The 22,248-nt window shown below is 64.9% G+C and carries 21 protein-coding genes; 13 read left to right on the forward strand and 8 right to left on the reverse strand.

Annotation, left to right across the window (positions count from 1 at the left end):
* Positions 1–157: 157 nt before the first annotated feature.
* The 7 genes from AB7290_RS03090 to AB7290_RS03120 all read left to right on the forward strand — a co-directional run bounded on the left by AB7290_RS03090 (position 158) and on the right by AB7290_RS03120 (position 7,707).
* Entirely contained in the window at positions 158–1,342 is a 1,185-nt protein-coding gene (locus AB7290_RS03090) for a substrate-binding domain-containing protein (RefSeq protein WP_038934379.1), read from the forward strand.
* A 151-nt stretch (positions 1,343–1,493) separates the two neighbouring features.
* On the forward strand, positions 1,494–3,008 hold the full coding sequence (locus tag AB7290_RS03095; protein ID WP_085403595.1) for an amidase: 1,515 nt from the start codon (positions 1,494–1,496) through the stop codon (positions 3,006–3,008).
* A 96-nt stretch (positions 3,009–3,104) separates the two neighbouring features.
* Positions 3,105–3,962 carry a branched-chain amino acid ABC transporter permease gene (locus tag AB7290_RS03100; RefSeq protein WP_085403594.1) on the forward strand — a complete coding sequence of 286 codons (858 nt, stop codon included), beginning with the start codon at positions 3,105–3,107 and terminating at the stop codon, positions 3,960–3,962.
* Between the two features lie 2 nt (positions 3,963–3,964).
* Entirely contained in the window at positions 3,965–5,182 is a 1,218-nt protein-coding gene (locus AB7290_RS03105; protein WP_085403593.1) for a substrate-binding protein, read from the forward strand.
* Positions 5,183–5,188: 6 nt separating this feature from the next.
* Positions 5,189–6,298, forward strand: a complete 1,110-nt coding sequence (locus AB7290_RS03110; protein WP_085403592.1) for a branched-chain amino acid ABC transporter permease — start codon at positions 5,189–5,191, stop codon at positions 6,296–6,298.
* On the forward strand, positions 6,285–7,019 hold the full coding sequence (locus AB7290_RS03115; RefSeq protein ID WP_071908479.1) for an ABC transporter ATP-binding protein: 735 nt from the start codon (positions 6,285–6,287) through the stop codon (positions 7,017–7,019). Before AB7290_RS03110 ends, AB7290_RS03115 begins: the two co-directional genes overlap by 14 nt.
* Entirely contained in the window at positions 7,012–7,707 is a 696-nt protein-coding gene (locus AB7290_RS03120) for a branched-chain amino acid ABC transporter ATP-binding protein (RefSeq protein ID WP_014490408.1), read from the forward strand. Before AB7290_RS03115 ends, AB7290_RS03120 begins: the two co-directional genes overlap by 8 nt.
* A 155-nt stretch (positions 7,708–7,862) precedes the next feature.
* Here the strand turns inward: AB7290_RS03120 and AB7290_RS03125 are convergent, their stop codons facing one another.
* The 4 genes from AB7290_RS03125 to AB7290_RS03140 form a co-directional block, all read right to left on the reverse strand.
* Complete coding sequence (locus tag AB7290_RS03125) at positions 7,863–9,422, reverse strand: L,D-transpeptidase family protein (protein WP_245344211.1); 1,560 nt, start codon at positions 9,420–9,422, stop codon at positions 7,863–7,865.
* A 428-nt stretch (positions 9,423–9,850) separates the two neighbouring features.
* Positions 9,851–10,813: an acetyl-CoA carboxylase carboxyltransferase subunit alpha gene (locus tag AB7290_RS03130; protein WP_085403699.1), complete on the reverse strand. Its 963-nt coding sequence runs from the start codon at positions 10,811–10,813 to the stop codon at positions 9,851–9,853.
* Between the two features lie 273 nt (positions 10,814–11,086).
* Positions 11,087–12,043, reverse strand: a complete 957-nt coding sequence (gene xerD / locus AB7290_RS03135) for a site-specific tyrosine recombinase XerD (protein ID WP_085403590.1) — start codon at positions 12,041–12,043, stop codon at positions 11,087–11,089.
* Positions 12,044–12,060: 17 nt separating this feature from the next.
* The gene (locus AB7290_RS03140; RefSeq protein ID WP_085403589.1) at positions 12,061–12,207 is read right to left on the reverse strand and encodes a histidine kinase; all 147 of its coding nucleotides are present in this window, start codon (positions 12,205–12,207) and stop codon (positions 12,061–12,063) included.
* 159 nt (positions 12,208–12,366) lie between these two features.
* Here AB7290_RS03140 and AB7290_RS03145 point away from each other — a divergent pair, with 159 nt between their 5' ends.
* The 3 genes from AB7290_RS03145 to AB7290_RS03155 are packed head-to-tail and all read left to right on the forward strand — an operon-like array spanning position 12,367 to position 15,471.
* Positions 12,367–12,993: a shikimate kinase gene (locus AB7290_RS03145; protein WP_085403588.1), complete on the forward strand. Its 627-nt coding sequence runs from the start codon at positions 12,367–12,369 to the stop codon at positions 12,991–12,993.
* Positions 12,990–14,138, forward strand: a complete 1,149-nt coding sequence (gene aroB, locus AB7290_RS03150) for a 3-dehydroquinate synthase (RefSeq protein ID WP_085403587.1) — start codon at positions 12,990–12,992, stop codon at positions 14,136–14,138. The genes AB7290_RS03145 and aroB overlap by 4 nt, the downstream gene beginning before the upstream one ends.
* Before the next feature lie 28 nt (positions 14,139–14,166).
* Positions 14,167–15,471 (forward strand): HlyC/CorC family transporter, encoded by a 1,305-nt coding sequence (locus AB7290_RS03155; RefSeq protein ID WP_063980627.1) that lies wholly within the window; start codon positions 14,167–14,169, stop codon positions 15,469–15,471.
* Positions 15,472–15,520: 49 nt separating this feature from the next.
* Here AB7290_RS03155 and AB7290_RS03160 read toward each other — a convergent pair whose 3' ends face one another.
* Positions 15,521–15,796, reverse strand: a complete 276-nt coding sequence (locus tag AB7290_RS03160) for a BolA family protein (protein ID WP_028149466.1) — start codon at positions 15,794–15,796, stop codon at positions 15,521–15,523.
* Between the two features lie 158 nt (positions 15,797–15,954).
* On the opposite strand from AB7290_RS03160, the gene AB7290_RS03165 reads away from it, so the two are divergent.
* Positions 15,955–16,587, forward strand: coding sequence for a J domain-containing protein (locus AB7290_RS03165; RefSeq protein WP_014490400.1), 633 nt, complete (start codon positions 15,955–15,957; stop codon positions 16,585–16,587).
* Here AB7290_RS03165 and AB7290_RS03170 read toward each other — a convergent pair.
* Positions 16,584–17,630: a sensor histidine kinase gene (locus tag AB7290_RS03170; RefSeq protein ID WP_259259720.1), complete on the reverse strand. Its 1,047-nt coding sequence runs from the start codon at positions 17,628–17,630 to the stop codon at positions 16,584–16,586. The genes AB7290_RS03165 and AB7290_RS03170 overlap by 4 nt on opposite strands.
* A gap of 179 nt (positions 17,631–17,809) precedes the next feature.
* Complete coding sequence (locus AB7290_RS03175) at positions 17,810–18,913, reverse strand: citrate synthase/methylcitrate synthase (protein ID WP_085403585.1); 1,104 nt, start codon at positions 18,911–18,913, stop codon at positions 17,810–17,812.
* A 79-nt stretch (positions 18,914–18,992) separates the two neighbouring features.
* On the opposite strand from AB7290_RS03175, the gene AB7290_RS03180 reads away from it, so the two are divergent.
* The gene (locus tag AB7290_RS03180; protein WP_071908470.1) at positions 18,993–20,204 is read left to right on the forward strand and encodes a citrate synthase family protein; all 1,212 of its coding nucleotides are present in this window, start codon (positions 18,993–18,995) and stop codon (positions 20,202–20,204) included.
* Between the two features lie 85 nt (positions 20,205–20,289).
* Here AB7290_RS03180 and AB7290_RS03185 read toward each other — a convergent pair whose 3' ends face one another.
* The gene (locus AB7290_RS03185; protein WP_071908469.1) at positions 20,290–20,949 is read right to left on the reverse strand and encodes a DedA family protein; all 660 of its coding nucleotides are present in this window, start codon (positions 20,947–20,949) and stop codon (positions 20,290–20,292) included.
* 297 nt (positions 20,950–21,246) lie between these two features.
* Here AB7290_RS03185 and cobS point away from each other — a divergent pair, with 297 nt between their 5' ends.
* Positions 21,247–22,245, forward strand: a complete 999-nt coding sequence (gene cobS / locus AB7290_RS03190) for a cobaltochelatase subunit CobS (protein WP_063980631.1) — start codon at positions 21,247–21,249, stop codon at positions 22,243–22,245.
* Positions 22,246–22,248: the final 3 nt, after the last annotated feature.

Below are 22,248 nucleotides of genomic sequence, written 5' to 3' on the forward strand. Positions count from 1 at the left end.
AAATGAGTGAATGTCTTGCAATCAATGCTGCTTCTATATGCACTTCAATTGTTGAATATTCAATATTTTCAAAATAGGATGTTTGCCTAACAAAAGGGCGGATGCCGCGGCCGCCTGCTCATTGTGCTTTCAGGTCTGGTGCCAGACAGGAGTTGGCGTGCACGCGACGGTAAACTTCCCGGCTCACGGCAGTCCGGCGATGCCGCCGTCCTTGCTGCTGAGGAATCTGTCGTCGTCGGGCGCCGATAGCTCGCTGTCGCCGGGCGATCATGCTTTCCTCAGGCGGCGTGGCGCGAACAAGCTGCGCATCGGCGGCTTCATCTGCTGCACGGGATCGCCGGGTGTGTGGGGCCCCTGCGCGACCAACAGCGCGCAACTCGCCGTTGCCGAGATCAACAAGCGCGGCGGCATCCTCGGCCGCGAGATCGAGCTGTCGATCTACGACGCCGGCGGGCCGCTCGATGAGGTGCTGAACCGCGCCGAGCAGGCGATCGCATTCGACGAGGTCGATCTCATCGTCGGGCTGCACACCAGCGCGGTCCGCGTCGGCTTGCGCGACGTCACGACGCGTCATCGCATCCCCTACATCTACACGCCGGTCTACGAGGGCGGCGAGCGCACGCCCGGCGTGATGGCAATCGGCGAGACGCCGCGCTGGCAGAGCCGGCCGTCAATCCACTGGCTTGCCGACGTCAAGAAGGCGTCGCGCTGGTACCTGATCGGCAGCGATTACGTCTGGCCCTGGCAATCGCACCGTGCCGTGAAGAACTACATCAGGGAAACCGGAGGCCACGTCGTCGGCGAGGAGTTCGTCCCCCTCGGCGAGGACAATCACGAGCCGCACCTGGCGCGCATCCGTGCCGCGCGGCCCGATGTCGTGCTGATCTCGCTGATCGGCACCGACAGCGTCACCTTCAATCGTGCTTTCGGCGAATGCGGCCTCGGCGCCACGACGCTGCGGCTGGCGGGAGCCATGGACGAGACGGTGCTGCTCGGCATCGGCGCCGACAACAGCGAGAACATGTTCTGCGCATCCGGCTATTTCTCCGGTATCGGCTCGCGGGCCAATGACGACTTCCAGATCCGCTATCGCGCCATGTTCGGGCCGAACGCCCCGCCGATCGGCTCGCTCGGCCAGTCCAGCTATGAAGGCCTGCGTTTCCTCGAAGCCGTGGCGAAAAAGGCAGGTTCGCTGTCGATGGCGCCCATGCTCGCGGCGGGCCGCAACATCGTTTACGGCGGCGCGCGCGGCCCGGTCGTCGTTCGCAACGGCCACGCCCGCATGCAGATGTATCTCGCGGAGGCCGACGGCCTCGACTTCAAGCTGGTCAAGCCGGTCTGAGCCTGCTGCGGCAATCCGGACAGCCCCATCTTAAAATAATACTTGAAAAGGAAAATATTTCCGCTTTGAATGTTTCAGCAGGGCCGCTGCGCGCGTCGCGCCAATCGCGGCCGCGCGCAGGGACCGTACCAAGAAACTTCAGGAGAGCGCCGTGACAGTTGTCCTTCCCACGCCTGCCCAACTTCTCGACGTCGCCAAGCAGTGCGGCCTTTCGCTGACCGATGCCGATGTCGCCTCGTTCCGCGGCCTGATGCAGGGCTCGATCGAAGCCTATAATCTCGTCGGCGCGATGCCGGACGAAGTGCCGGAGGTCAAATATCCCCGCACGCCGGGCTACCGGCCCTCGCCCGAGGAGAACCCGCGCAACGCCTGGTACCGCAAGTCGACCGTGAAGGGTGCGGCAAGCGGCAAGCTCAAGGGCAAGACCGTCGCGCTGAAGGACAACATCATGCTCGCCGGCGTGCCGATGATGAACGGCTCGGCGACGCTGGAAGGCTACGTGCCCGATTTCGACGCCACCATCGTCACGCGCATGCTCGACGCCGGCGCCGAGATCGCCGGCAAGGTGCATTGCGAATCCTTCTGCATGTCCGGCGGCAGCCACACCGGCGCGGTCGGTGCCGTGCACAATCCGCACAAGATGGGCTATTCGGCCGGCGGCTCGTCCTCGGGCAGCGGCGTCGTCGTCGCGCTCGGCGAGGTCGACATGGCGATCGGCGGCGACCAGGGTGGCTCGATCCGCATGCCGTCCTCGTTCTGCGGCACCTACGGCATGAAGCCGACCTGGGGGCTCGTGCCCTACACCGGCATCATGCCGATCGAGGTCTTCGTCGATCACACCGGTCCGATGACCGCGACCGTCGCCGACAATGCGCTGCTGCTCGAAGTGCTCGCCGGCGACGACGGCTACGATCCCCGCATCAAGGCCCCGAAGGTCGAGGACTACACCAAGGCGCTCGGCCAGGGCGTCAAGGGCATGAAGATCGGCATCCTCAAGGAAGGTTTTGAGCAGGCGAACGCGGAGGCCGCGGTGAACGAAAGCGTGCGCGAGGCCGCAAAACGCTTCAAGGACCTCGGCGCCACGGTCGAGACCGTTTCGATCCCCATGCACATGGTCGGTCCCGCGATCTGGACGCCGATCGGCACGGAGGGCATGACCCAGACCATGATGTATGGCGATGGCTATGGCCTCAGCCGTTCCGATCTCTACTCGACCTCGCTGATGGACTTCCATCGCGGCTGGCGACGGCAGGCGGATTCGCTGTCGGAGACGACAAAACTGTTCCTGATGCTCGGGACCTACATCAACAACAGCTTCGGTCCCCGCTATTACGGCAAGGCCCTCAACATCTCGCGTCGCCTGACCGCGGCCTATGACAAGGCGTTCGGCGAATACGACCTGCTGCTGCTGCCGACGACGCCGATGAAGGCGACGAAGCTGCCGGAGCCCACCGCCAGCCGCGAAGACTACGTCGCCCGCGCGCTGGAGATGATCTCCAACACAGCGCCGTTCGACATCACCCATCATCCCGCGATGTCGCTGCCCTGCGGCATGGTCGACGGCCTGCCCGTCGGCCTGATGCTGGTCGGCCGCATGTTCGAGGAATCCACGATCTACCGCGCCGCGCATGCCTTCGAGCAGATCGGCGACTGGAAGAAGATGTGAGCGAGGCATCGATGCAGACGGACGGACCAGAGCGTTTTCAAGCGAAGTGGATACCGGTTCGCGTCAAGAAAACGCGTAAAAATAAGAATCCAGCGCATGGCTAACGCGTTCGTCGCGGCGTTCGAGATCCTGAGCTTCGGCGCGATCATCGTCCTGATCGTGCTGGGGCTCGGAATCATCGCCAGCATGATGGGCATCTTCAACTTCGCGCAAGGAGAGTTCGTCCTGCTCGGGGCCTACATCACCTATCTCGCCTACGCCAAGGGCCTGCCGATCTGGGCCGGCATGGTCGCGGCGCCCTTTGTGGTTGGTGCGCTCGGCTTCGTGCTGGAGGCGCTGATCATCCGCCGCTTCTACGCCGCGCCGATCGTGGCGATGCTCGGCACCTATGCGCTCGGCCTGATCATCCGCGAATCCGTGCGCGGCCTGATCGGTGGCTTCTATCTGACCGTGCCCGAGCCGATCGGCGGCTCGATCGATATCGGCGCCATGCATATCTCGGCCTGGCGCTTCACCATCATCGTCATCACGCTCCTGGTGATGGCGGGCTGTTACCTCCTGCTGTCGCGCACGAGTTTTGGCCTGCGCATGCGCGCCACCCTGGAAAATCCCTCGCTGGCGCGGGCCTCAGGCATCTCCACGCCCCTGATGTACGGCGCCACGTTTGCGTTTGGCTCCGCGCTCGCCGGCCTTGCCGGTGCGCTGATCGTGCCGGTGTTCAGCCTGTACGCCGATCTCGGCCTGCGCTTCCTGATCCAGGGTTTTGTCGCGGTGATGGTCGGCGGCGTCGGCTCCTTCATCGGACCGGTGGCGGGCGCCGGCGTGATCGGCACCCTCAGTGCCGCGCTGCCATGGGTGATCGCGCCCGTCGTCGCCGACGTCCTCGTCTTCGTGCTCGCCATTGTCTTCATCAAATTTCGGCCACAGGGCCTCATCGCTGGAAAAGGGGTTTAGTCATGTTCGATCGTACTCAGCTTTCGCGTCGCCGCTTCCTCTCCAATCTTGCCTTTACCACCGGCGCGGTCGCGACCGGCGTCGGAAGCTGGGTGATCCCGGCGCCTTGGGCGAACGCGGCGGAAGGCCCGATCAAGGTCGGTATCGCGACCGATCTCACCGGCCCGATCGCCTATGCCGGCAATGCCGACGCCAATGTCGCCAAGATGGTGATCAAGGAGATCAACACGGCCGGTGGTCTGCTCGGCCGTCCGCTCGAGCTCTATATCGAGGACACTGCCTCGAACGAATCCGTCGCCGTCGGCAACGTCCGAAAACTGATCCAGCGCGACAAGGTCGACATGGTGCTGGGCGGCATCACCTCGTCGATGCGCAACGCGATCAAGGACCCGATCGTGGCGCGCGGCAAGACGCTCTACATCTATCCGCAGCTCTACGAAGGTAAGGAGTGCACGCCCTATCTGTTCTGCACCGGACCGACGCCGGCGCAGCAGTGTGACGAGTTCATCCCCTGGCTGATCAAGAACGGTGGTAAGAAGTTCGCGCTGCCGAGCGCCAACTATGTCTGGCCGCACACGCTCAACGTCTACGCCCGCAAGGTCATTGAGGCGAACGGCGGCGAGGTCGTGTTCGAGGAATATTACCCGCTCGACCAGATCGACTTCTCATCGACCGTCAACCGGATCATCTCCAACAAGGTCGACGTCGTCTTCAACACCGTCATTCCGCCGGGCGTAGGCCCGTTCTTCAAGCAGCTCTATGAAGCGGGCTTCCTCAAAAACGGCGGGCGCCTGGCCTGCGTCTACTATGACGAGAACACGCTCAACATCAACCAGGCCGCGGAGATCGAGGGGCTCGCAAGCTGTCTCGACTATTTCAAGGTGCTGACCAAGGAGAATCCGTTCGACGCCAAAATCCAGGCGGCCTATGAGAAGGACTTTCCCGGCAACTTCCTGTTCGCGGCCGGCAGTGCCGCGACCGGCACCTATCGCGGCCTCAAGCTGTGGGAGGCGGCCGTGAAGGAAGCCGGCAAGGTCGATCGCGACTCGGTTGCCGCCGCGCTCGATCACGCCAAGATCGCCGAAGGCCCGGGCGGGCCGGCCGAGATGGTGCCGGGCAAGCGGCACTGCAAGATGAAGATGTACACCGCGGTCGCCAAGGGTGGGAACTACGAGATCGTCGGACGCAGCGACGGGCTCGTCGATCCCAAGGAATGCTGAGGCGGAATGCCGAAGTCGATGAGTGTGGTAAGAGAAGCCATCGCCGGCGACGAAGCGGACGGTGCGATGGCTGAACGCGTGGCCGCGGGACAGGCCAAGGAACAGGTCAAGGCAGGACGAAAGGTCCTGCCGATCGTGGAGGGCGTCGTGCTCGTCGCGGCGCTGCTCGCGCCGCTGGTGCTGCAGGACTACCTCACCGTGTTCGCGACCCGCGTGATCATCCTCGCGCTGTTCGCGTTGTCGTTCGATCTGGTCTGGGGCTATGCCGGCATCATGAGCTTTGGCCAGGCCCTGTTCTTCGGTTCGGCCGGCTATGGCGTCGCGCTGCTCGCGCGCGACCTCGACATCACCAACATCTTCCTCGTGCTCCCTGCCGGCACGATCATCGGCCTCACCTTCGCGCTGCTGCTCGGCGGCTTCCTGCTGCTCGGACGGCATCCCTCCAGCGTCATCTTCGTGTCGCTGGGCACGCTGACCGGCTCCTACGCCGCCGATCGCCTCGCGCGCGGCTGGTACTATCTCGGCGGCCAGAACGGCATCCCCTCGATCGCGCCGATGTCGCTCGGCGGCTACGAATTTACCGAGGGCCCGGCCTTCTACTATCTCGTGCTCGGTATCCTCGTCGTGGTCTACCTGCTCTGCCGCTTCCTGGTACGCTCGCAATTCGGCCTGGCGCTTGCGGGCCTGCGCGAGAACGAGCAGCGCATCGCCTTCTTCGGCTACAAGGTACAGCACCTGAAGGCGATCATCTTCGCGATTGGCGGCGCCATCGCAGGTCTTGCCGGCAGTCTTTATGCCTTCCACGAAGGTTTCGTCTGGCCCAACATGGTCGGCGTCGTCGTCTCGACGCAGGTGGTGCTCTATGTGCTGTTCGGCGGCTCTGGCACGTTGATCGGCGCCGTCATCGGCACCGTGATCGTCGAGGGCGTCAGCTTCTGGCTCTCCGACAATTATCGCGAGATCTGGCCGATCATCCTCGGTCTGCTGCTGCTGCTCGTGATCCTGTTCCGGCCACTTGGCCTGATCAGTTTTGTGCTCGGCGAGCGCGAACGGGTCGGCAGCTTCGGTGCCAAGCCCAAGGAGACTGAGAAGGAGAAGCGCAATGCCGCTCCTTGAAGCCGCCGATATCAAGAAGATCTTTGGCAAGCTCACCGCGCTCGACGGCGCCGCGCTCACCGTCGGCGAGAACGAGTTTCACGGCCTGATCGGACCGAACGGCTCCGGCAAGAGCACGCTGATGAAGTGCATTGCGGGGGCCGAAGTGCCGACCCAAGGCAAAGTGAGTTTCATCAACACCGACATCACCGCGTTCACGCCGACCGAACGGGCCCGGGCCGGCATGAGCCTGAAATTCCAGATCACCAGCGTGCTGCCGACGCTGACGCTCTACGACAACATCCTGCTCGCGCTGCAGGCGCAGTCCTCGCTGTTCGATCTCGTCTTCTCGCGCACGCGCGGCGCGCTGCACGACCAGGTCATGACCATGCTGACGCAGTTCCGCCTCGCCGATCGCGCCTTCGACGCGGCGGCGGCGCTGTCGCACGGCCAGCAGCAATGGCTGGAGATCGCGATGGCGCTCGCGGGCAAGCCGAAGCTGCTGCTGCTGGACGAGCCGACCGGCGGCATGAGCCTGGAGGAACGCCGCGTCACCGGTGAGCTGCTTCAGCCGATCAAAAAACATTGCTCGCTCGTCATCGTCGAGCACGACCTCGATTTCATCCGCGACATCTGCGATCGATTGACCGTGCTCGACCAGGGCAAGGTGCTGGCATCAGGCACCGTGTCGGAGATCCAGGCCAATAAATCCGTTCAGGAGATCTATCTGCGCCGTGCCTGAATTTTTGGACATCAAGCATCTCGACGCGGGCTATGGCCGCAGCCAGGTCCTGTTCGACGTCACCCTCGGCATTCCCTGGCGCGGCGGCGTCGCCGTGCTCGGCCGCAACGGTGCCGGCAAGACCACGCTGATGAAGACCATCGTCGGCGAGCTGCCGGCCTGGAAGGGCGAGGTCGCCTTCGACGGCCGCGACATCAGCCGCCGCGCGACCCAGGAGCGCGTGCGCGCCGGCATCGGCTACGTCCCGCAGGAGCATTCGGTGTTTGCGCGTCTGTCGGTGCGCGACAATCTCGCGGTCGGCTCGCTCGCCAGCAAGAAGGCCGACGCGGTCGACCATGTGCTGACCATCTTCCCGAAACTCGGCCAGCGCCTCGACCAGCCCGCCGGCACCCTCTCCGGCGGCGAGCGCAAGATGCTCGCCATCGGCCGCGCGATGCTGGGCGATCCGAAGCTGTTGTTGCTGGACGAGCCGACCGAAGGCGTCTGGATCGGCGTGATTGAGGAGATCACCGAGCGCCTGATCGAGCTCGCGAAGAGCATCGCCGTCATCATCGTCGAGCAGCACCTCGACCTCGCGCTGCGCGTCGCCGATTACGCCTATGTACTGGACCGCGGCAGGGTCGCTCTGCAAGGGCAGGCGAATGATGTGCGCGGCAATCCGGAGCTGATGCGGTACCTGGCGCCGTAGGTCGCGCTGCCCGTCTTTGAGTGAGGCGCAGCGCTCTCACCGTACCTCATCAACTGTCATGCCCCGCGACCCGGCTACGCCAAGGCTTCGCCGGGTCGCGGGGAATGACGGCGTCAGGCTGAGATGGATCGGAGAGATTAAGCGGAGCGCCGCCCTTACTTCACCGCCCCAAAGCGGCTGTCGAACGAGTTCGACGACACCACCGGCGCGGCGCCCATGATCTGCGTCGCTTCACTCGCGCCATCCGACACCGACGGCTTCAGCGCCGGCCGCGTCGCGGCGAGGCGCGTGTCCGGCTTCACCGGTTCGGCCGGCTTGGCGGCGGCGACGGCTGGCTTCGGTGTGTCCTTGGACGTGTCGCGGCCAGGCACGAACCGGGTCACTGCGGCCTTCAGCCTCGACGTCGCGGTGGGTGGTGTTGCTGGCGCAGCGGTCGGGGCCACGGACGCGGTCGCTTGCGGGGGAGGCGTGGTCGCCGTCGTGTCGGCGGTGCCGAGGCCCATCTTGCGGCCGAGGTTGGAGAAGAAGCCGCCTGACGATTTCTCTTGGGATTTCTCGCTGGCCGGCGCGGCTGCGGCGACGCGGGTGGTGGCGGCGGGGGCGCTGACGGCGACGACCGGCTCCTGGTTCGCGGGAGCGGCGGCGACCGCATCGAGATTGGGCTTGGGCGGATTGACGTGTCCGGGGATCGTGCCCGGCGCCTTCGCCATCGCCAGCATCTCCAGGGTCGAGCCTTCGGCATTCTCCGACAGTCCGGTCGATCCCTCCGGAATCTTCGAGGCAAAAATCTTGTTCATGCCGCCGTCGATGCCGGTGTTCATGCGCGCGATCGGCGTGCCCTTGGCGACGAGCTTGTTGTACTCGACCTGGTCGCGCGCATCCTTGTCGCGCACCGCGCTGGCGATGTTCTCGGGGATCACATAGGCCGGGCACTTCGCGGACGCGTCGAACACCGGATCGCGCTTCGCGTCAGGCGTCTTCGTTGCGTCGAACACGTATTTGCGCTCGCAGAAATCGACCTTCGGCTCCTGCCGCGTCACCTCGAAATGATCATAGCCTTCCTTGATCATCTTCCAGAACGGCATGTTCGGGTTGTTCCGGTGCTTGGCCATGTTCACCGGCGTCATCTTGAACGGATAGGCCTGCAGCTGGAACGCCTTCTGGCCACCGAAGAACGACTCCCGCCCAAGCGAATAGATCTCCGCGATCTGCTCGTCGGTCATCGCGTAGCAGCCGCGCGACGAACAATCGCCGTGCACCATCAGCTGCGAGCCGGTGCGCCCCAGAGCCTTGTCGAACGCGTTCGGATAGCCCGTGTTGAACGAGAGATAGTAGGCAGACTGCGGATTCATCTGGCCCGGATTGATCGAGTAGAATCCCTCCGGCGCCTGGCGGTCGCCTTCGCGCACCTTCGGGCCGAGATCGCCCGACCAGCGGCAGATCGGATAGGTCTTGAGCAGCGCGAACTGGCCGTTGCGGGCCTGCTTCCAGACCTCGAGCTCGGCCTCCTGCTTGAACAGGCGGACCAGGATCGGCGATTGCAGGTCCATGTCCTTCTCGACCATCGCGGCGAGAAGCTTTGGCGGCACCGGCTGGTTGGCCTTGGCGTTGGTCGCGAGCGAAACCTGGTCGGTGTCGCAGCCGGCCAGCAGAACACTGGCCGTCAGCAGCGCAACCGAAGCCAAAAGCGCGCGAGCAAGCGAACGAGAAATCAAGATGGACCCCACACCGTGCCGGGCAGAGAGCGCGAACCCCAATCTCGAAGCATGACCCGACCGGAGATCCGGACCCGTCGTGACGGGCGTTTTCGAACCACGCTCCAGCGCTTGTGCCCTGAAGCCATTGATTAAAATTCTAACCTCTGGGTCATGTGGTCGCAACCCGACCGGGGATCACGAGCCCGTTGGCCCAGTGGCATGGTCAACGAAGACTAAATGGACGCGACTTTGGGCCGTACTTGGGCCTTCCGGCCCAATCCGGACAGAGATCGCTGATTTGGGCAAAAAAAGGGTTAACGGGGAGTTACCGGAGGTCTCGTAGGGTGGGCAAAGCGAAGCGTGCCCACCATTCTCTGCCGTCCGACCGGCTGGTGGGCACGGCGCTTCGCGCCTTTGCCCACCCTACGGCACCCAAAACGGCCGAATCAGCCCAGTTTCCGGCCGATATCGAGGAATTTCTGCCGCCGCTGCTTGCGGATGGCGTCGCCGTCCAGGCCGCGGAGCTCGTCAAAGGCCTTGGCGATGGCATCGCCCGTGGTGGCGATCATGGCGGTGGGGTCGCGGTGGGCGCCGCCGACCGGCTCCTTCAAGATGCTGTCGATCACCCCGAAGCGCAGCATGTCCTGTGCGGTGATCTTCATGTTGTTGGCGGCTTCCTGGGCCTTGGAGCCGTCGCGCCACAGGATCGAGGAGGCGGCCTCGGGCGAGATCACGCTGTAGATCGCGTGCTCCAGCATCAGGACCTTGTTGGCGGTGGTGATGGCGATGGCGCCGCCCGACATGCCCTCGCCGGTGATGATGGCGACGTTGGGCACGGTCAGCGCCATGCAGGCATCGGTCGAGCGCGCGATCGCCTCGGCCTGGCCGCGCTCTTCGGCGCCGATGCCGGGATAGGCGCCGGCGGAATCGGCGAGCGACAGCACGGGCAGGCCGAACCGCTCGGCCATCTCCATCAGCCGCACGCATTTGCGATAGCCCTCGGGCCGCGCCATGCCGAAATTGTGCCGGATGCGACTCTCGGTGGAATCGCCCTTTTCCTGGCCCATCACGCAGATGGCCTCACCGCGGAAGCGGCCGAAGCCGGCAACCAGCGCCTCGTCCTCGCCGAACTTGCGGTCGCCGGCGAGCGGAGTGAATTCGGTGATCAGGCCCTTGATGAAGTCGTTGAAATGCGGCCGCTGCGGATGCCGCGCGACCAGCGTCTTCTGCCACGGCGTCAGGTTCAGATAGAGGTCGGCCAGCGCCTGCGCCGCCTTGTCCTCGATCTTCCCGATCTCCTCGGAGATATCGGTGCCCGAGGCCGCAAGCGTCCGCAGCTCGTCAACCTTGGAGTCGAGCTCGGCGACCGGCTTTTCGAAGTCGAGATAGCTGCGCATGTGATCTGGCATCAACTCAATATAGCGAGGACGGGGCGGGGCGTCGAAGCAGGTTTGGACCGGCGGAAAGAAATGTAGCTTCTTCAATGAGTTGGCTTGTGTGCTTGGAAGCAGCCCGCCAAATCATGCGTGAGGCCACGGCTCTTTCTGCGGAGATGTGGCCGAAGTCAAGGCGGTTTCATGGGTTGCCTGTAGCCCGGATGGAGCGAAGCGCAATCCGGGAAGGTCTTTCCGCGAGGCGGGCGGCCCCGGATTTCGCTGCGCTCCATCCGGGCTACAAGAGAACTATTTCTCCGCCAGCGGGTGCAGGTCGCGCACCAGGCTCTTCAGGCGCTCCTCGACCACATGGGTATAGATCTGGGTCGTGGAGATGTCGGTGTGGCCGAGCAGGGTCTGCACGATGCGCAGATCCGCGCCGTTGTGCAGGAGGTGGCTGGCAAAGGCGTGGCGCAGCACGTGCGGGGAGACCAGCCGGGCCTGCAGCCCCGAGGCGACCGCGAGCTCTTTCAGGTCGCGGGCAAAATGCTGCCGCGTCAGATGCCCGCTCTCGCCGAACGAAGGGAATAGCCATTTCGAGGCGGCCACGCTGTTCTTCTTGTCGGCTTTTGCCGCTTCCGTCGCCGCGAGATACTCGGCCATCGCCTGCCGCGAGGCCTCGTTGAGCGGCACCAGGCGTTCCTTGTTGCCCTTGCCGCGCACCACGATCATGCGGGCGTCGCGTTTTGCCGCGGAGCGCGGCAGCGCCACCAGCTCGGAGACGCGCAGGCCGGTGGCGTAGAGCACCTCGAGCAGGCAATAGAGCCGCAACGCCCGCAGCCGTTTCGAGGGCGAAGCGTCCTCCGCCTCGCTCAATTCCTTGGCGCGGCCGAGCATGCGGTCGACATCCGCGATCGACAGCACCTTCGGCAGGCCGCGGCCGCGCTTGGGGCCGGACAGGATCGCCGCGGGATCCTCGGTGCGGATGCGCTCGTTCAGGAGAAAGCGGTAGAGATGCCGCATCGCCGACAGCCGCCGCGCGACGCTGGTGGACTTGAAGCCGCGGCTGTCGAGATCGGCGAGATAATCGCGCAGGATCTGGGTCTCGGCGTCGGCAAAGCTGTGCCCGACGCGGCCTAAAAATTCCGAGAAATCGGTGAGGTCGCGGCGGTAGGCGTCGAGCGTATTGGGGCCGGCGCCCTGTTCCGCCGCGAGCATGTCGAGGAACAGGCCGGTGAGCTTGCTGTCTGAGGGCTGTACGCGCATGCCCTGGAGGCTAGCTCCTATTTCTTGAGAAACTTATCCGGCGAGATCGTCACCGTCATTTCCCGCGACTTCGGGCTCACGAAGTTCGCCAGCGCGAAGACCACGCCATAGACGATGCCGGCGAGCACGGCGACGACCGTCAGGAAGCGGAACAGGCTGGGCATCGGGCAAGATCTCGGCGAGGGTCTCAGGCGTCCAAATTAACCAATGAAATCATCCAACATGTTCGCCGTTTCGTGGCAAGAGTCCTCTGGCGAGGGCCCCGAGGGGGTCGTATAGGTGGCCAAAGCATGCCGCCTCCGGCGGCAGATCGAGCGAGACCCATGCCCGACGCCGCGTTGCCGATACAAGCTGCCCCTGAGGCCGACATCCTGTCGGCGCTCGGGACGCGCTCGATCGTGCTCGTCGGCATGATGGGGGTGGGCAAATCCACCATCGGCCGCCGCATGGCGGCCCGGCTCAAGCTGCCCTTCGTTGACGCCGACACCGAGATCGAGGTCGCTCATGCCGGCATGACCATACCGGAGATTTTCGAGCGCCATGGCGAGCCGTATTTCCGGGATGGCGAGGCGCGGGTGATCGCGCGCCTGCTCGACGGCGAGCCGATCGTGCTGGCGACGGGCGGCGGTGCCTTCATGCGCGAGGAGACGCGCAATCGCATTGCGGCCAAGGCGGTCTCGATCTGGCTCAAGGCCGACCCTGACGTCATCATGCGTCGGGTGCGCCGCCGCGCCGACCGCCCGCTGCTCCAGACCGCCGATCCCGAAGGAACCGTGACGCGCCTGCTCACCGAGCGCGAGCCGATCTATCGCCATGCCGACCTCACCATCGCCTCGCGCGACGTGCCGCACGACAAGATCGTCGAGGAATGCATCGAGACGCTGCGCGCCCATCTCCGCGGCGAACAGGCCGCCCAATCACCTGCCGACGTTGCGAGTGCCGTACGATGACTGCGCCGTTGAAACATTCAGATCCTGTCAACGTCGACGTCGCGCTCGGCGATCGCGCCTATGACATCGTCATCGGCCGCGGCGTGCTGGCTTCGCTCGGCGAACAGGTCGCGCGCTTGCGGCCCGGCGTGCGTACGGCGATCGTCACCGATCGCACCGTCGCAAAATACTGGCTCGAGCCGACCGAAGCGTCGCTCGCTTCTGCCGGCATTCCGACCTCGCGCATCGTGGTCGAGGAAGGCGAGATCTCCAAAACCTATGCCGGCCTCGAAAAGGTCAGCGAGGCCCTGATCGCCGCGAAGATCGAGCGCAACGATCTCGTCATCGCGCTCGGCGGCGGCGTGGTCGGCGATCTCGCCGGCTTTGCGGCCGCGATCCTGCGCCGTGGCGTCGATTTCGTGCAGGTGCCGACCTCGCTGCTGGCGCAGGTCGATTCCTCCGTCGGCGGCAAGACCGGCATCAACTCGCCGCAGGGCAAGAATCTGCTCGGCGCCTTCCACCAGCCCGTGCTCGTCATCGCCGACACCGCCGTGCTCGACACGCTGTCGCCGCGGCAGTTCCGCGCCGGCTATGCCGAGGTCGCCAAATACGGCGTGCTCGGCGACGAAGCCTTCTTCACCTGGCTGGAGAATAACCACTCCGACATTTTCAAGGGCGGCTCGGCGCGCGAGCACGCGATCGCGACCTCGTGCCGCGCCAAGGCCGGCGTCGTCTCGCGCGATGAGCGCGAGACCGGCGAGCGCGCGCTGCTCAATCTCGGCCATACCTTTGGTCACGCGCTGGAGGCCGCGACCGGTTTCTCCGATCGCCTCTTCCATGGCGAGGGTGTTTCGATCGGCATGACGCTGGCGGCGCAGTTCTCGGCGAAGCTTGGCATGATCGGCGAGGCCGATGCCGCGCGCGTCGAGCGTCACCTCATCGACGCCGGCCTGCCGACGCGCCTGCAGGACATCGCCGGTTTCGCGCAGGAAGGGCTTGCCGACGCCGACGCGCTGATGGCGTTGATGGCGCAGGACAAGAAGGTCAAGCGCGGCAAGCTCACCTTCATCCTGCTGGAGGCGGTCGGGCGCGCCGTGATCGCGAAGGATGTCGAGCCGGCGCCGGTGCGCGATTTCCTCAAAGAGAAGCTCGCGCAGAAGGCTTGATGCGCGGCTAACCGGTTTTGAGTGGTGCATGGACTGGCTCGGATTCACCATCGTCATTCTCTGCCTGCTCGTCTCGGGCTTTTTCGCCGCGAGCGAGACCGCGCTGACCGGCGCCTCGCGCGCCAGCATGCTGCGGCTCTCCAAGCAGGGTAACCACGACGCCGATGTCGTCTCGCAGCTGCTCGACATGCGCGAGCGCCTGATCGGCGCGCTGCTGCTCGGCAACAATATCGCCAATATCAGCGCGTCCGCGCTCGCCACCAGCATCTTCACGGCCTGGTTCGGCGATGTCGGCGTGCTCTATGCCACCGGCGTGATGACGGCGCTGGTCGTGATCTTCGCGGAGGTGCTGCCGAAGACTATCGCGATCAACGCGCCCGACCGCATGGCGCTTGCGGTCGCCCGCCCGATGCGGCTGACGATGTATGTGCTGGGACCATTGCTGCGGATCGTCGAGGTCATCGTCCGTCTGCTGATGCGCTTGTTTGGTTTGGCCGGCGAGCACCAGGCGATCCTGTCGCCGACCGAGCGCCTGCGCGGCGCGGTCGACCTGTTGCACCACGAGGGCAAGGTCGAGAAGCAGGACCGCGACATGCTCGGCGGCCTGCTCGATCTGCGCGAGCTCCAGGTCTCCGACGTCATGATCCATCGCACCGAGATGATGATGATCAATGCCGACCTGCCGCCGGAGGAACTGGTGCGCGAGGTGCTGGCGACCGAGTACACCCGCATTCCGTTGTGGCGCGAGAAGCCGGAAAACATCATCGGTGTGCTTCACGCCAAGGATTTGTTGCGCGCAATCCGCGCATCCGACGGCGACACCTCGCGCATCGACGTCTCCACCATCGCGCTGCCGCCCTGGTTCGTGCCGGAAATGCGCCCGGTCTCCGAGCAGCTCAAGGCGTTCCGGCGGCGAAAAACCCATTTCGCGCTCGTCGTCGACGAGTACGGCGAGGTTGAAGGTCTCGTGACGCTGGAAGACATTTTGGAAGAGATCGTCGGCGACATCTCCGACGAGCACGACGTCGTGGTCGCCGGCGTGCGCGCCCAGCCGGACGGCTCGGTCGTGGTCGATGGCTCGGTGCCGATCCGCGATCTCAACCGCGCCATGGACTGGCACCTGCCCGACGAAGAGGCAACGACGGTCGCCGGTCTCGTCATTCACGAGGCGCGCTCGATCCCTGACCGCGGCCAGAGTTTCACGTTCCACGGTTTCCGTTTCCGCGTCCTCCGCCGCGAACGCAACCGCATCACCGCGCTCCGTATTTCACCGGTGCCGCGTGACGCGGAGATGGAGGAAGCCAAGCCCAGGCGGGCCGGGACGTCGTTTTGACGCACGGTCGGTGTCATTGCCCGCGCAGGCGGGGCATGACAGCGGAGTCTTACGTTCCGCCTTCCCCCGGTGCCTGCGCGTGGATCGCGAGCGCGTGCACGCTGCCGGCAAGTTCCGCGGCCAGCGCCGAATTTATCATGCGGTGGCGATCGACCCGGCTCTTCCCTTTGAAGGCCTGGGACACAATATAAACGCGAAAGTGTGTTTCGCCGCTCGGTCGATGGCCGGCGTGGCCCTCATGCAAATGTGACTCGTCGACGACCTGCAGGCTTTCCGGCGTGAAAGCTTCCCGCAACTTGTTGCTGATAGTGTCTTTCATAACCATGAGTGCCATTAAAGCGCGCAGCCGCACTCCGTCAATTGCATAGGCCGCCTGCGGCGGCCGTACCTCGAAGACGCCGGAGTGAAACTTCGGTTGCGGGTTCCCAGCTAATTGCAATGTCAAGACTTGAAGGTTTTTGCATTGCGTAGTCAAAGTCAGTCATGCCGATCGATTCATCAAAGTTCTTCGACTCCATCCGGGTCAAGCCGAAAGGCAAGCAGCCGGAAGTGAAGCCGCGCGACGCTGTGGTCAATTGCGAATGGGCCGGGTGTCAGAACAAGGGCGCGCACCGTGCGCCGAAGGGCCGCGAGAACCAGCGCGAGTACTGGCACTTCTGCTTGAACCACGTGCGCGAGTACAACCAGAACTACAATTTCTTCTCCGGCATGAATGCCGATGCCGTCGCGCGCTACCAGAAGGATGCGCTGACCGGTCACCGCCCGACCTGGAAGATGGGCGCCAATGGCGGCAAGAAGGGTGCGGAAGCCGAGATCGACATGGCGTCCGATCCGTTCAGCATGTTCAGTGAGATCAACGGCCGCGCGGGCTGGCGGAAGGGTCCGCAGGCCGAGCCCAAGGCCGAGACGCGCAAGGTGATGAACGCCGAGCGCAAGGCGCTCCAGGTCATGGGCCTCGGCCCCGATTCCACGCTCGCCGACGTCAAGAGCAAGTACAAGGCGCTGGTCAAGCAGCATCACCCCGACGCCAACGGTGGCGACCGGTCGACCGAAGACCGCCTGATCGAGATCATCAAGGCCTACAATTATCTGAAGACGGTGGTCCGCGAGGCCTAGGCTACGCCTTCCGGGAAGGACAGTTCGCAAACCAGTCCTTCCGGCCTCCACTGCCGGGTAATGGTTCCGCGCAAGGTCCGGATGATGCCGTCGACCGCGCCGATTCCAAAGCCCTTGCGCGTCGGCGCCTCGTTGACCCGGGGACCGCCGCTCTCCGACCAGTGCAGCACGAGAGGCTCTGCACCATTGGTCTCCCAGCTGATCTCCAGCCTGCCCGAAGGCCTCGACAGCGCGCCATATTTGGCGGCGTTGGTGGCGAGCTCATGCAGCGCGACTGCGATCGACTGGGCCAGCGTGGGCGGCAGGCGGACGTCGTCTCCCGCGATCCTGATCCGCTCGCCGTCCCGGCTTGCGTACGGCCGGAGTTCTTCTTCGACGATGGTCTTCAGATTCGCGCCGGTCCAACGCGAAGCCGAGAACAGCCTCTGCACGTTGGCAAGCGCGCTGAGCCGGCCTGCAAACACGGTCTGGAACTCTTCCGCGGTATCCGCCTTCGTCAGCCGCAGCATCGCCTGAGCCACCGCGAGCAGGTTGTTGGAACGGTGATCGACCTCGGAGGTGAGGAGCAGCATCCTCTGCTCTGCCTCCTTGCGAGCCGTGATGTCGACCAGCATGTTCACCGCACCAACCAAACGCCCCCGTTCGTCGCGCAGCGGCGTCGGATATGGCATGAAGCAGATCCGGGAGCCGTCCGGCCGCTCGGCCACGGCCTCGACGTCGCGCACTGGCCGGTTCTGCTTGAGCGCGATTGCCATCGGGCATTCATCGTGGGGAAGCGCCGTGCCGTCGGGCAGATAGAGCTTCCAGGTCACGCACCACATCTCGCCGATCTTCGGCATGCGTCCGGCAAAATCGATGCAGGCGCGATTGAAGAAGGTGATGCAACCTTCCGCGTCGGTTGTGTAGATCGCGGCAGGCAGAGCCTGCAGCAAGTCGCGGAATCGTCTTTCAGAATCCGTGCCGGCCTCGGTCCGGTTGGCGGCATAGCCGGCGGCGATCTCGCCGATCCTGGCCTCGTCCGCTTGTCCAAACAGGTCCAGCATTGGAATCTTGATCCGAGGGGCTCACGGTTAAGTCCCCAAACCCGGAGATGTTCCAAGTTCGTCGACCGGACCGTGCGCGCGTTCCCGCAATTACGGCGCGACGGCTCTGCCGTGTCATCGTGCGTCCGAGCGAGGCACGACAGCGCAGTGAACGGCCCGGCTGTCGTGCGCTTTCTGCTCTATTCGCCGGAAGCCTTCGGCATTTCCCCCACATATGACGAACTCGGCCGGATCAGCCGCCCCGTCCGCTGTTGCTCGCGCGCATGGGCGGTCCATCCCGCTGCACGCGCCACGGCGAAGATCGGCGTGAAGGCCTGGCGTGGAATGGCGAGAGCATCGAGCAGAATCGCCGTGAAGAACTCCACGTTCGTCTCCAGCGGCCGGTCCGGATTCTTCTTGCGCAGCGCGCTGCGGATATAGGCCTCGACCTCGCCGGCAAAGGGCAGGTCGGCACCGTCCGCCGAAAGCCGCCCGATCGCGGCCTTGAGCACGTCGGCGCGCGGATCGCGCACGCGATAGACGCGATGGCCAAAGCCCATCAGCCGCTCGCCGCGGGCGAGTGCGGCATCGACCCATGGCTTGATGCGTTCGCTGGAGCCGATCGCATCGAGCATTTCCAGCACCGGCTCCGGCGCGCCGCCGTGCAAGGGGCCGGTCAGCGCGCAGTATCCGGCGGTGACGGCGGCAAACAGATCGGCCTGCGTCGAGGCCACCACGCGGGTGGTGAAGGTCGAAGCGTTCATGCCGTGGTCGCAGACCGTGACGAGATAGGCGTCCAGCGCCGCGACCTCGCGCGGCTCCGGTGAGGCGCCGCGCAGCATCCGCAGCGTATCGGCGGCGTGGCTCGCATTCGGATCGGGCGCAACCGGCTCGAGCCCCCTGGCACGACGGACCAGCGCGCCTGCGATCACCGGAAACGCGCCGACGATCGTCGCCTCATGTTCCAGCCCGTTCTCCGCGCGCAGGCCCGCGACCGCCGCGCGGAACCCGTCGACGATGCCCATGCCGCGTGTCGCCGGCAACAGCTCCGGCAAACGCGCGAACGCACGCTCGCGCGCCGCGCCCAGGCTCGCCCGCACATTGGCTTCGCTCAGCGTGGTCTTGCTCGTGCCATTCCAGAGCCGGGCGGTGACGCCCTCGAAGCTCGACTGGCTTGCGAGGGTGCCGACATGCTCGCCGGCGATGATCAGCTCGCCGCGCTCGCCATCGACATGGCTCAGCACGGTCTCGGCCGCGGGAACGCCGTCCAGCCCGATCTGGCTTTTGGTGAGGTGGATGTTCATGACCCAATCTCCTTTGCACTGCACCAGGAGAAAATCAGGCCTCTCGACAGATTGATCAATCTTGATTACATAAATCAATATGAATAATTCCGAGGAACTCTATCTGTCGGCCCGGGAGGCTGCCGCCGAGCTCGCGATCTCGCCGGCCACGCTCTACGCCTATGTCAGCCGTGGCCTGATCCGCTCCGAGCCGACGCCGGATTCGCGCAAGAACCGCTATCGGGCGGAGGACGTCCGCGCGCTCAAGGAGCGCCGGGTGCCGTCGCCGGAGCCGCGCGGCCTGCGCAGCTTCGATGCCGACCTGCCTGTCATGGACACGGAGATCTCGACCATCACCGAGGAGGGCGCGATCTACCGCGGCGTCAATTGCGTCGATCTCGCCGAGAACGACACGCTGGAGCACACGGCGACGCTGCTGTGGGACGTCTCCGACGTCGATCCCTTCACGCCGGACAATCAGCCCCAGATCTCCGACGAGATGCGCGCGATCGCTGAGGCCGCGCGCCGCGCCGCGCCGATCGACCGCGCCATCGCAGTGCTGGCGCTCGCGACCAGCGCGGACGCGCGTGCCTTCACCCGCGCGCCCGATGGCCGCGCGATGGTCGGCGGGCGCATTGTCCGGCTCCTGGTTGCGACCATGCTCAACGCCGAGCCGTCATCCGAGCCGCTGCACCAGCAGATCGCGAAGGCCTGGGCGCCCGACAACAAGCAGGCACCCGACCTCATCCGCCGCGCGCTGGTGCTGCTCGCCGATCACGAATTGAACGCCTCGACCTTCACCGCGCGCTGCGCGGCATCGACCGGCCTCAACCTCTATGACTCCGTCATCGCCGGCCTCGCCGCGTTGAAAGGGCCGAAGCATGGCGGCGCCGGCGTGCTGGCCTCGCAGCTCGTCAAGGCGTTGGTCGATCGCGATGTCGCCCCGATGGTGCGCGAGCGCGTCGCCCTGGGTGAGCGCTTTGCCGGCTTCGGCCACGGCGTCTACAAGCGCGGCGATCCCCGCGCGCAGTCGCTGCTGAACGCGCTGGCGCGTGCCGGCGCGCCGCGCAAATTCACGCGCGAAGTGCCGGAGCGGATCGTCGAGGCGACCGGCGAGCTCGTCAACATCGACTATGCACTGGCCGTCCTCGTGCACGCGCTGCGCCTGCCCTTAGGCAGCGAGCTCGCGCTGTTCGCGATGGCCCGCAGCGTCGGCTGGATCGCGCACGCCAGCGAGCAACTACAGTTCGGCAAGCTGATCCGTCCGCGGGCGCGCTATGTCGGACCGGCGCCGGGAAGAAGGGCTAGTTAGAATCTCTCAGCGAGCGCGTCGTTCTCCGCTGTCGTCCCTGCGCCCCGTGCGCAATTGCGCACTAGGCAGGGACGACGCCGGCGCACTAAGCCCGCGGCTTGGACGTCGCGACGAGGCCGTTCTGCCGGCGGCGGTAGTACCAGATGCCAAGGCCGCCGATGATCGCCACGGCCACCACCATCAAGATCCAGATGTGCTTGAACGGATGCCCATGGTGCGGCACGCCGAAATATTGGTGAAAGGCCGATACCGCCAGCACGCCCGGCAGCACATGCGCGGGAGCCCAGACCAGGATCGCCGGGATATTCACGGCATAAAACTTCGCAGGGGGCATCCCCAACGCGCCGGCGGTGACGGGCACGAAGGCGCGGATTGGCGGCACGAAACGGGCGAAGAACACGGCCCAGGTGCCGAAGCGGTGAAAGAAGCTTTCGCTCTCGGCGACCACCCGCGGATAGTTGGTCAGCGGCCAGGTGTTGAGGATCTCGCGCTGCCGCCGGTGCCCGATCCAGTAGGCCGAGCCGTCGCCGAGCACGGCGCCGATTGCCGCCGCCAGCAGCACCCATTGCAGCTTCAATTCCCCGCCTGGAACCAGCGCGCTCAGTGCCAGAATGATGGTCGAGCCGGGGATCACCGACCCCACCACCGGAACGGCTTCGAGCAGCGCCGCCAGGAACAGGGTCAGATAGGCCAGCCACACATGGGCTGAAACGAAGGATATGAGGGGATCGAGAAAGGACGTCACGTCGTCTTTCGTGGGGGGCTGGAGCACCGGGGTTCGGACCCTACATAAGTAGGTGCACGCGGTAAAAGTGCCATTCGCGTGGGCAGGCCACACCTCCCGCCCGAAATTCGAGCGTGATTCGCAAGGCAGCCCTCCAAAAATCGCGTTCCTTGCCTATCTAAATGAAAAGACAATGGAACTTTGATTGGGGCGCGGGCTTCTGCCGGCACGTTGTCTCTGATAAGTTCGCGACCGCACCCAGCCGCAGCCAACGTGCAAATAACTGGTCTCGGGATCGCCCGGGGCCTCGGAGGATTGATGACGACCGCCGCTCTGTCCAAAGTTGAGGAAATTTCCGGTCTGCCCGACATGAAGGTGTCGGTGCGCCAGGTGTTCGGGATCGACAGCGATCTCGAAGTCCCGGCCTATTCCGAAGTCGATCCTCATGTGCCCGAAGTCGATTCCGACTACCGCTTCGATCGTGCCACCACGCTCGCCATTCTCGCCGGCTTTGCCCGCAATCGCCGCGTGATGGTGACCGGCTATCACGGCACCGGTAAATCCACCCATATCGAGCAGGTCGCTGCCCGCCTGAACTGGCCCTGCGTGCGCGTCAACCTCGACAGCCACATCAGCCGTATCGACCTCGTCGGCAAGGACTCCATCGTGGTCCGCGACGGCAAGCAGGTCACCGAATTCCGCGACGGCATTTTGCCCTGGGCGCTCCAGCACAACATCGCGCTGGTGTTCGACGAATACGACGCCGGCCGTCCCGACGTGATGTTCGTGATCCAGCGCGTGCTGGAAGTCTCCGGACGCCTGACGCTGCTCGACCAGAACAAGGTGATCAAGCCGCATCCGGCCTTCCGCATGTTTTCGACCGCCAACACGGTCGGCCTCGGCGACACCTCGGGCCTCTATCACGGCACCCAGCAGATCAACCAGGGCCAGATGGACCGCTGGTCGATCGTCACCACGCTGAACTATCTCGCCCATGACGAGGAAGTGGAGATCGTGCTGGCCAAGGCCAAGCACTATCGCACGCAGGAAGGCCGCGACATCGTCAACAAGATGGTCCGCCTTGCCGATCTCACCCGTAACGCCTTCGCCAATGGCGATCTGTCGACGGTGATGAGCCCGCGCACGGTGATCACCTGGGCCGAGAACGCTGATATCTTCGGCGATATCGGCTTCGCGTTCCGGGTCACCTTCCTCAACAAGTGCGACGAGCTCGAGCGTCCCCTGGTCGCCGAGTTCTACCAGCGCTGCTTCAACGCGGAGCTGCCGGAATCGGCGGTCAACGTGGCGCTCAGCTAGACC

This window comes from Bradyrhizobium sp. 613_E4_N2_2, from assembly GCF_052075995.1.
Taxonomy (GTDB): Bacteria; Pseudomonadota; Alphaproteobacteria; order Rhizobiales; family Xanthobacteraceae; genus Bradyrhizobium; species Bradyrhizobium barranii.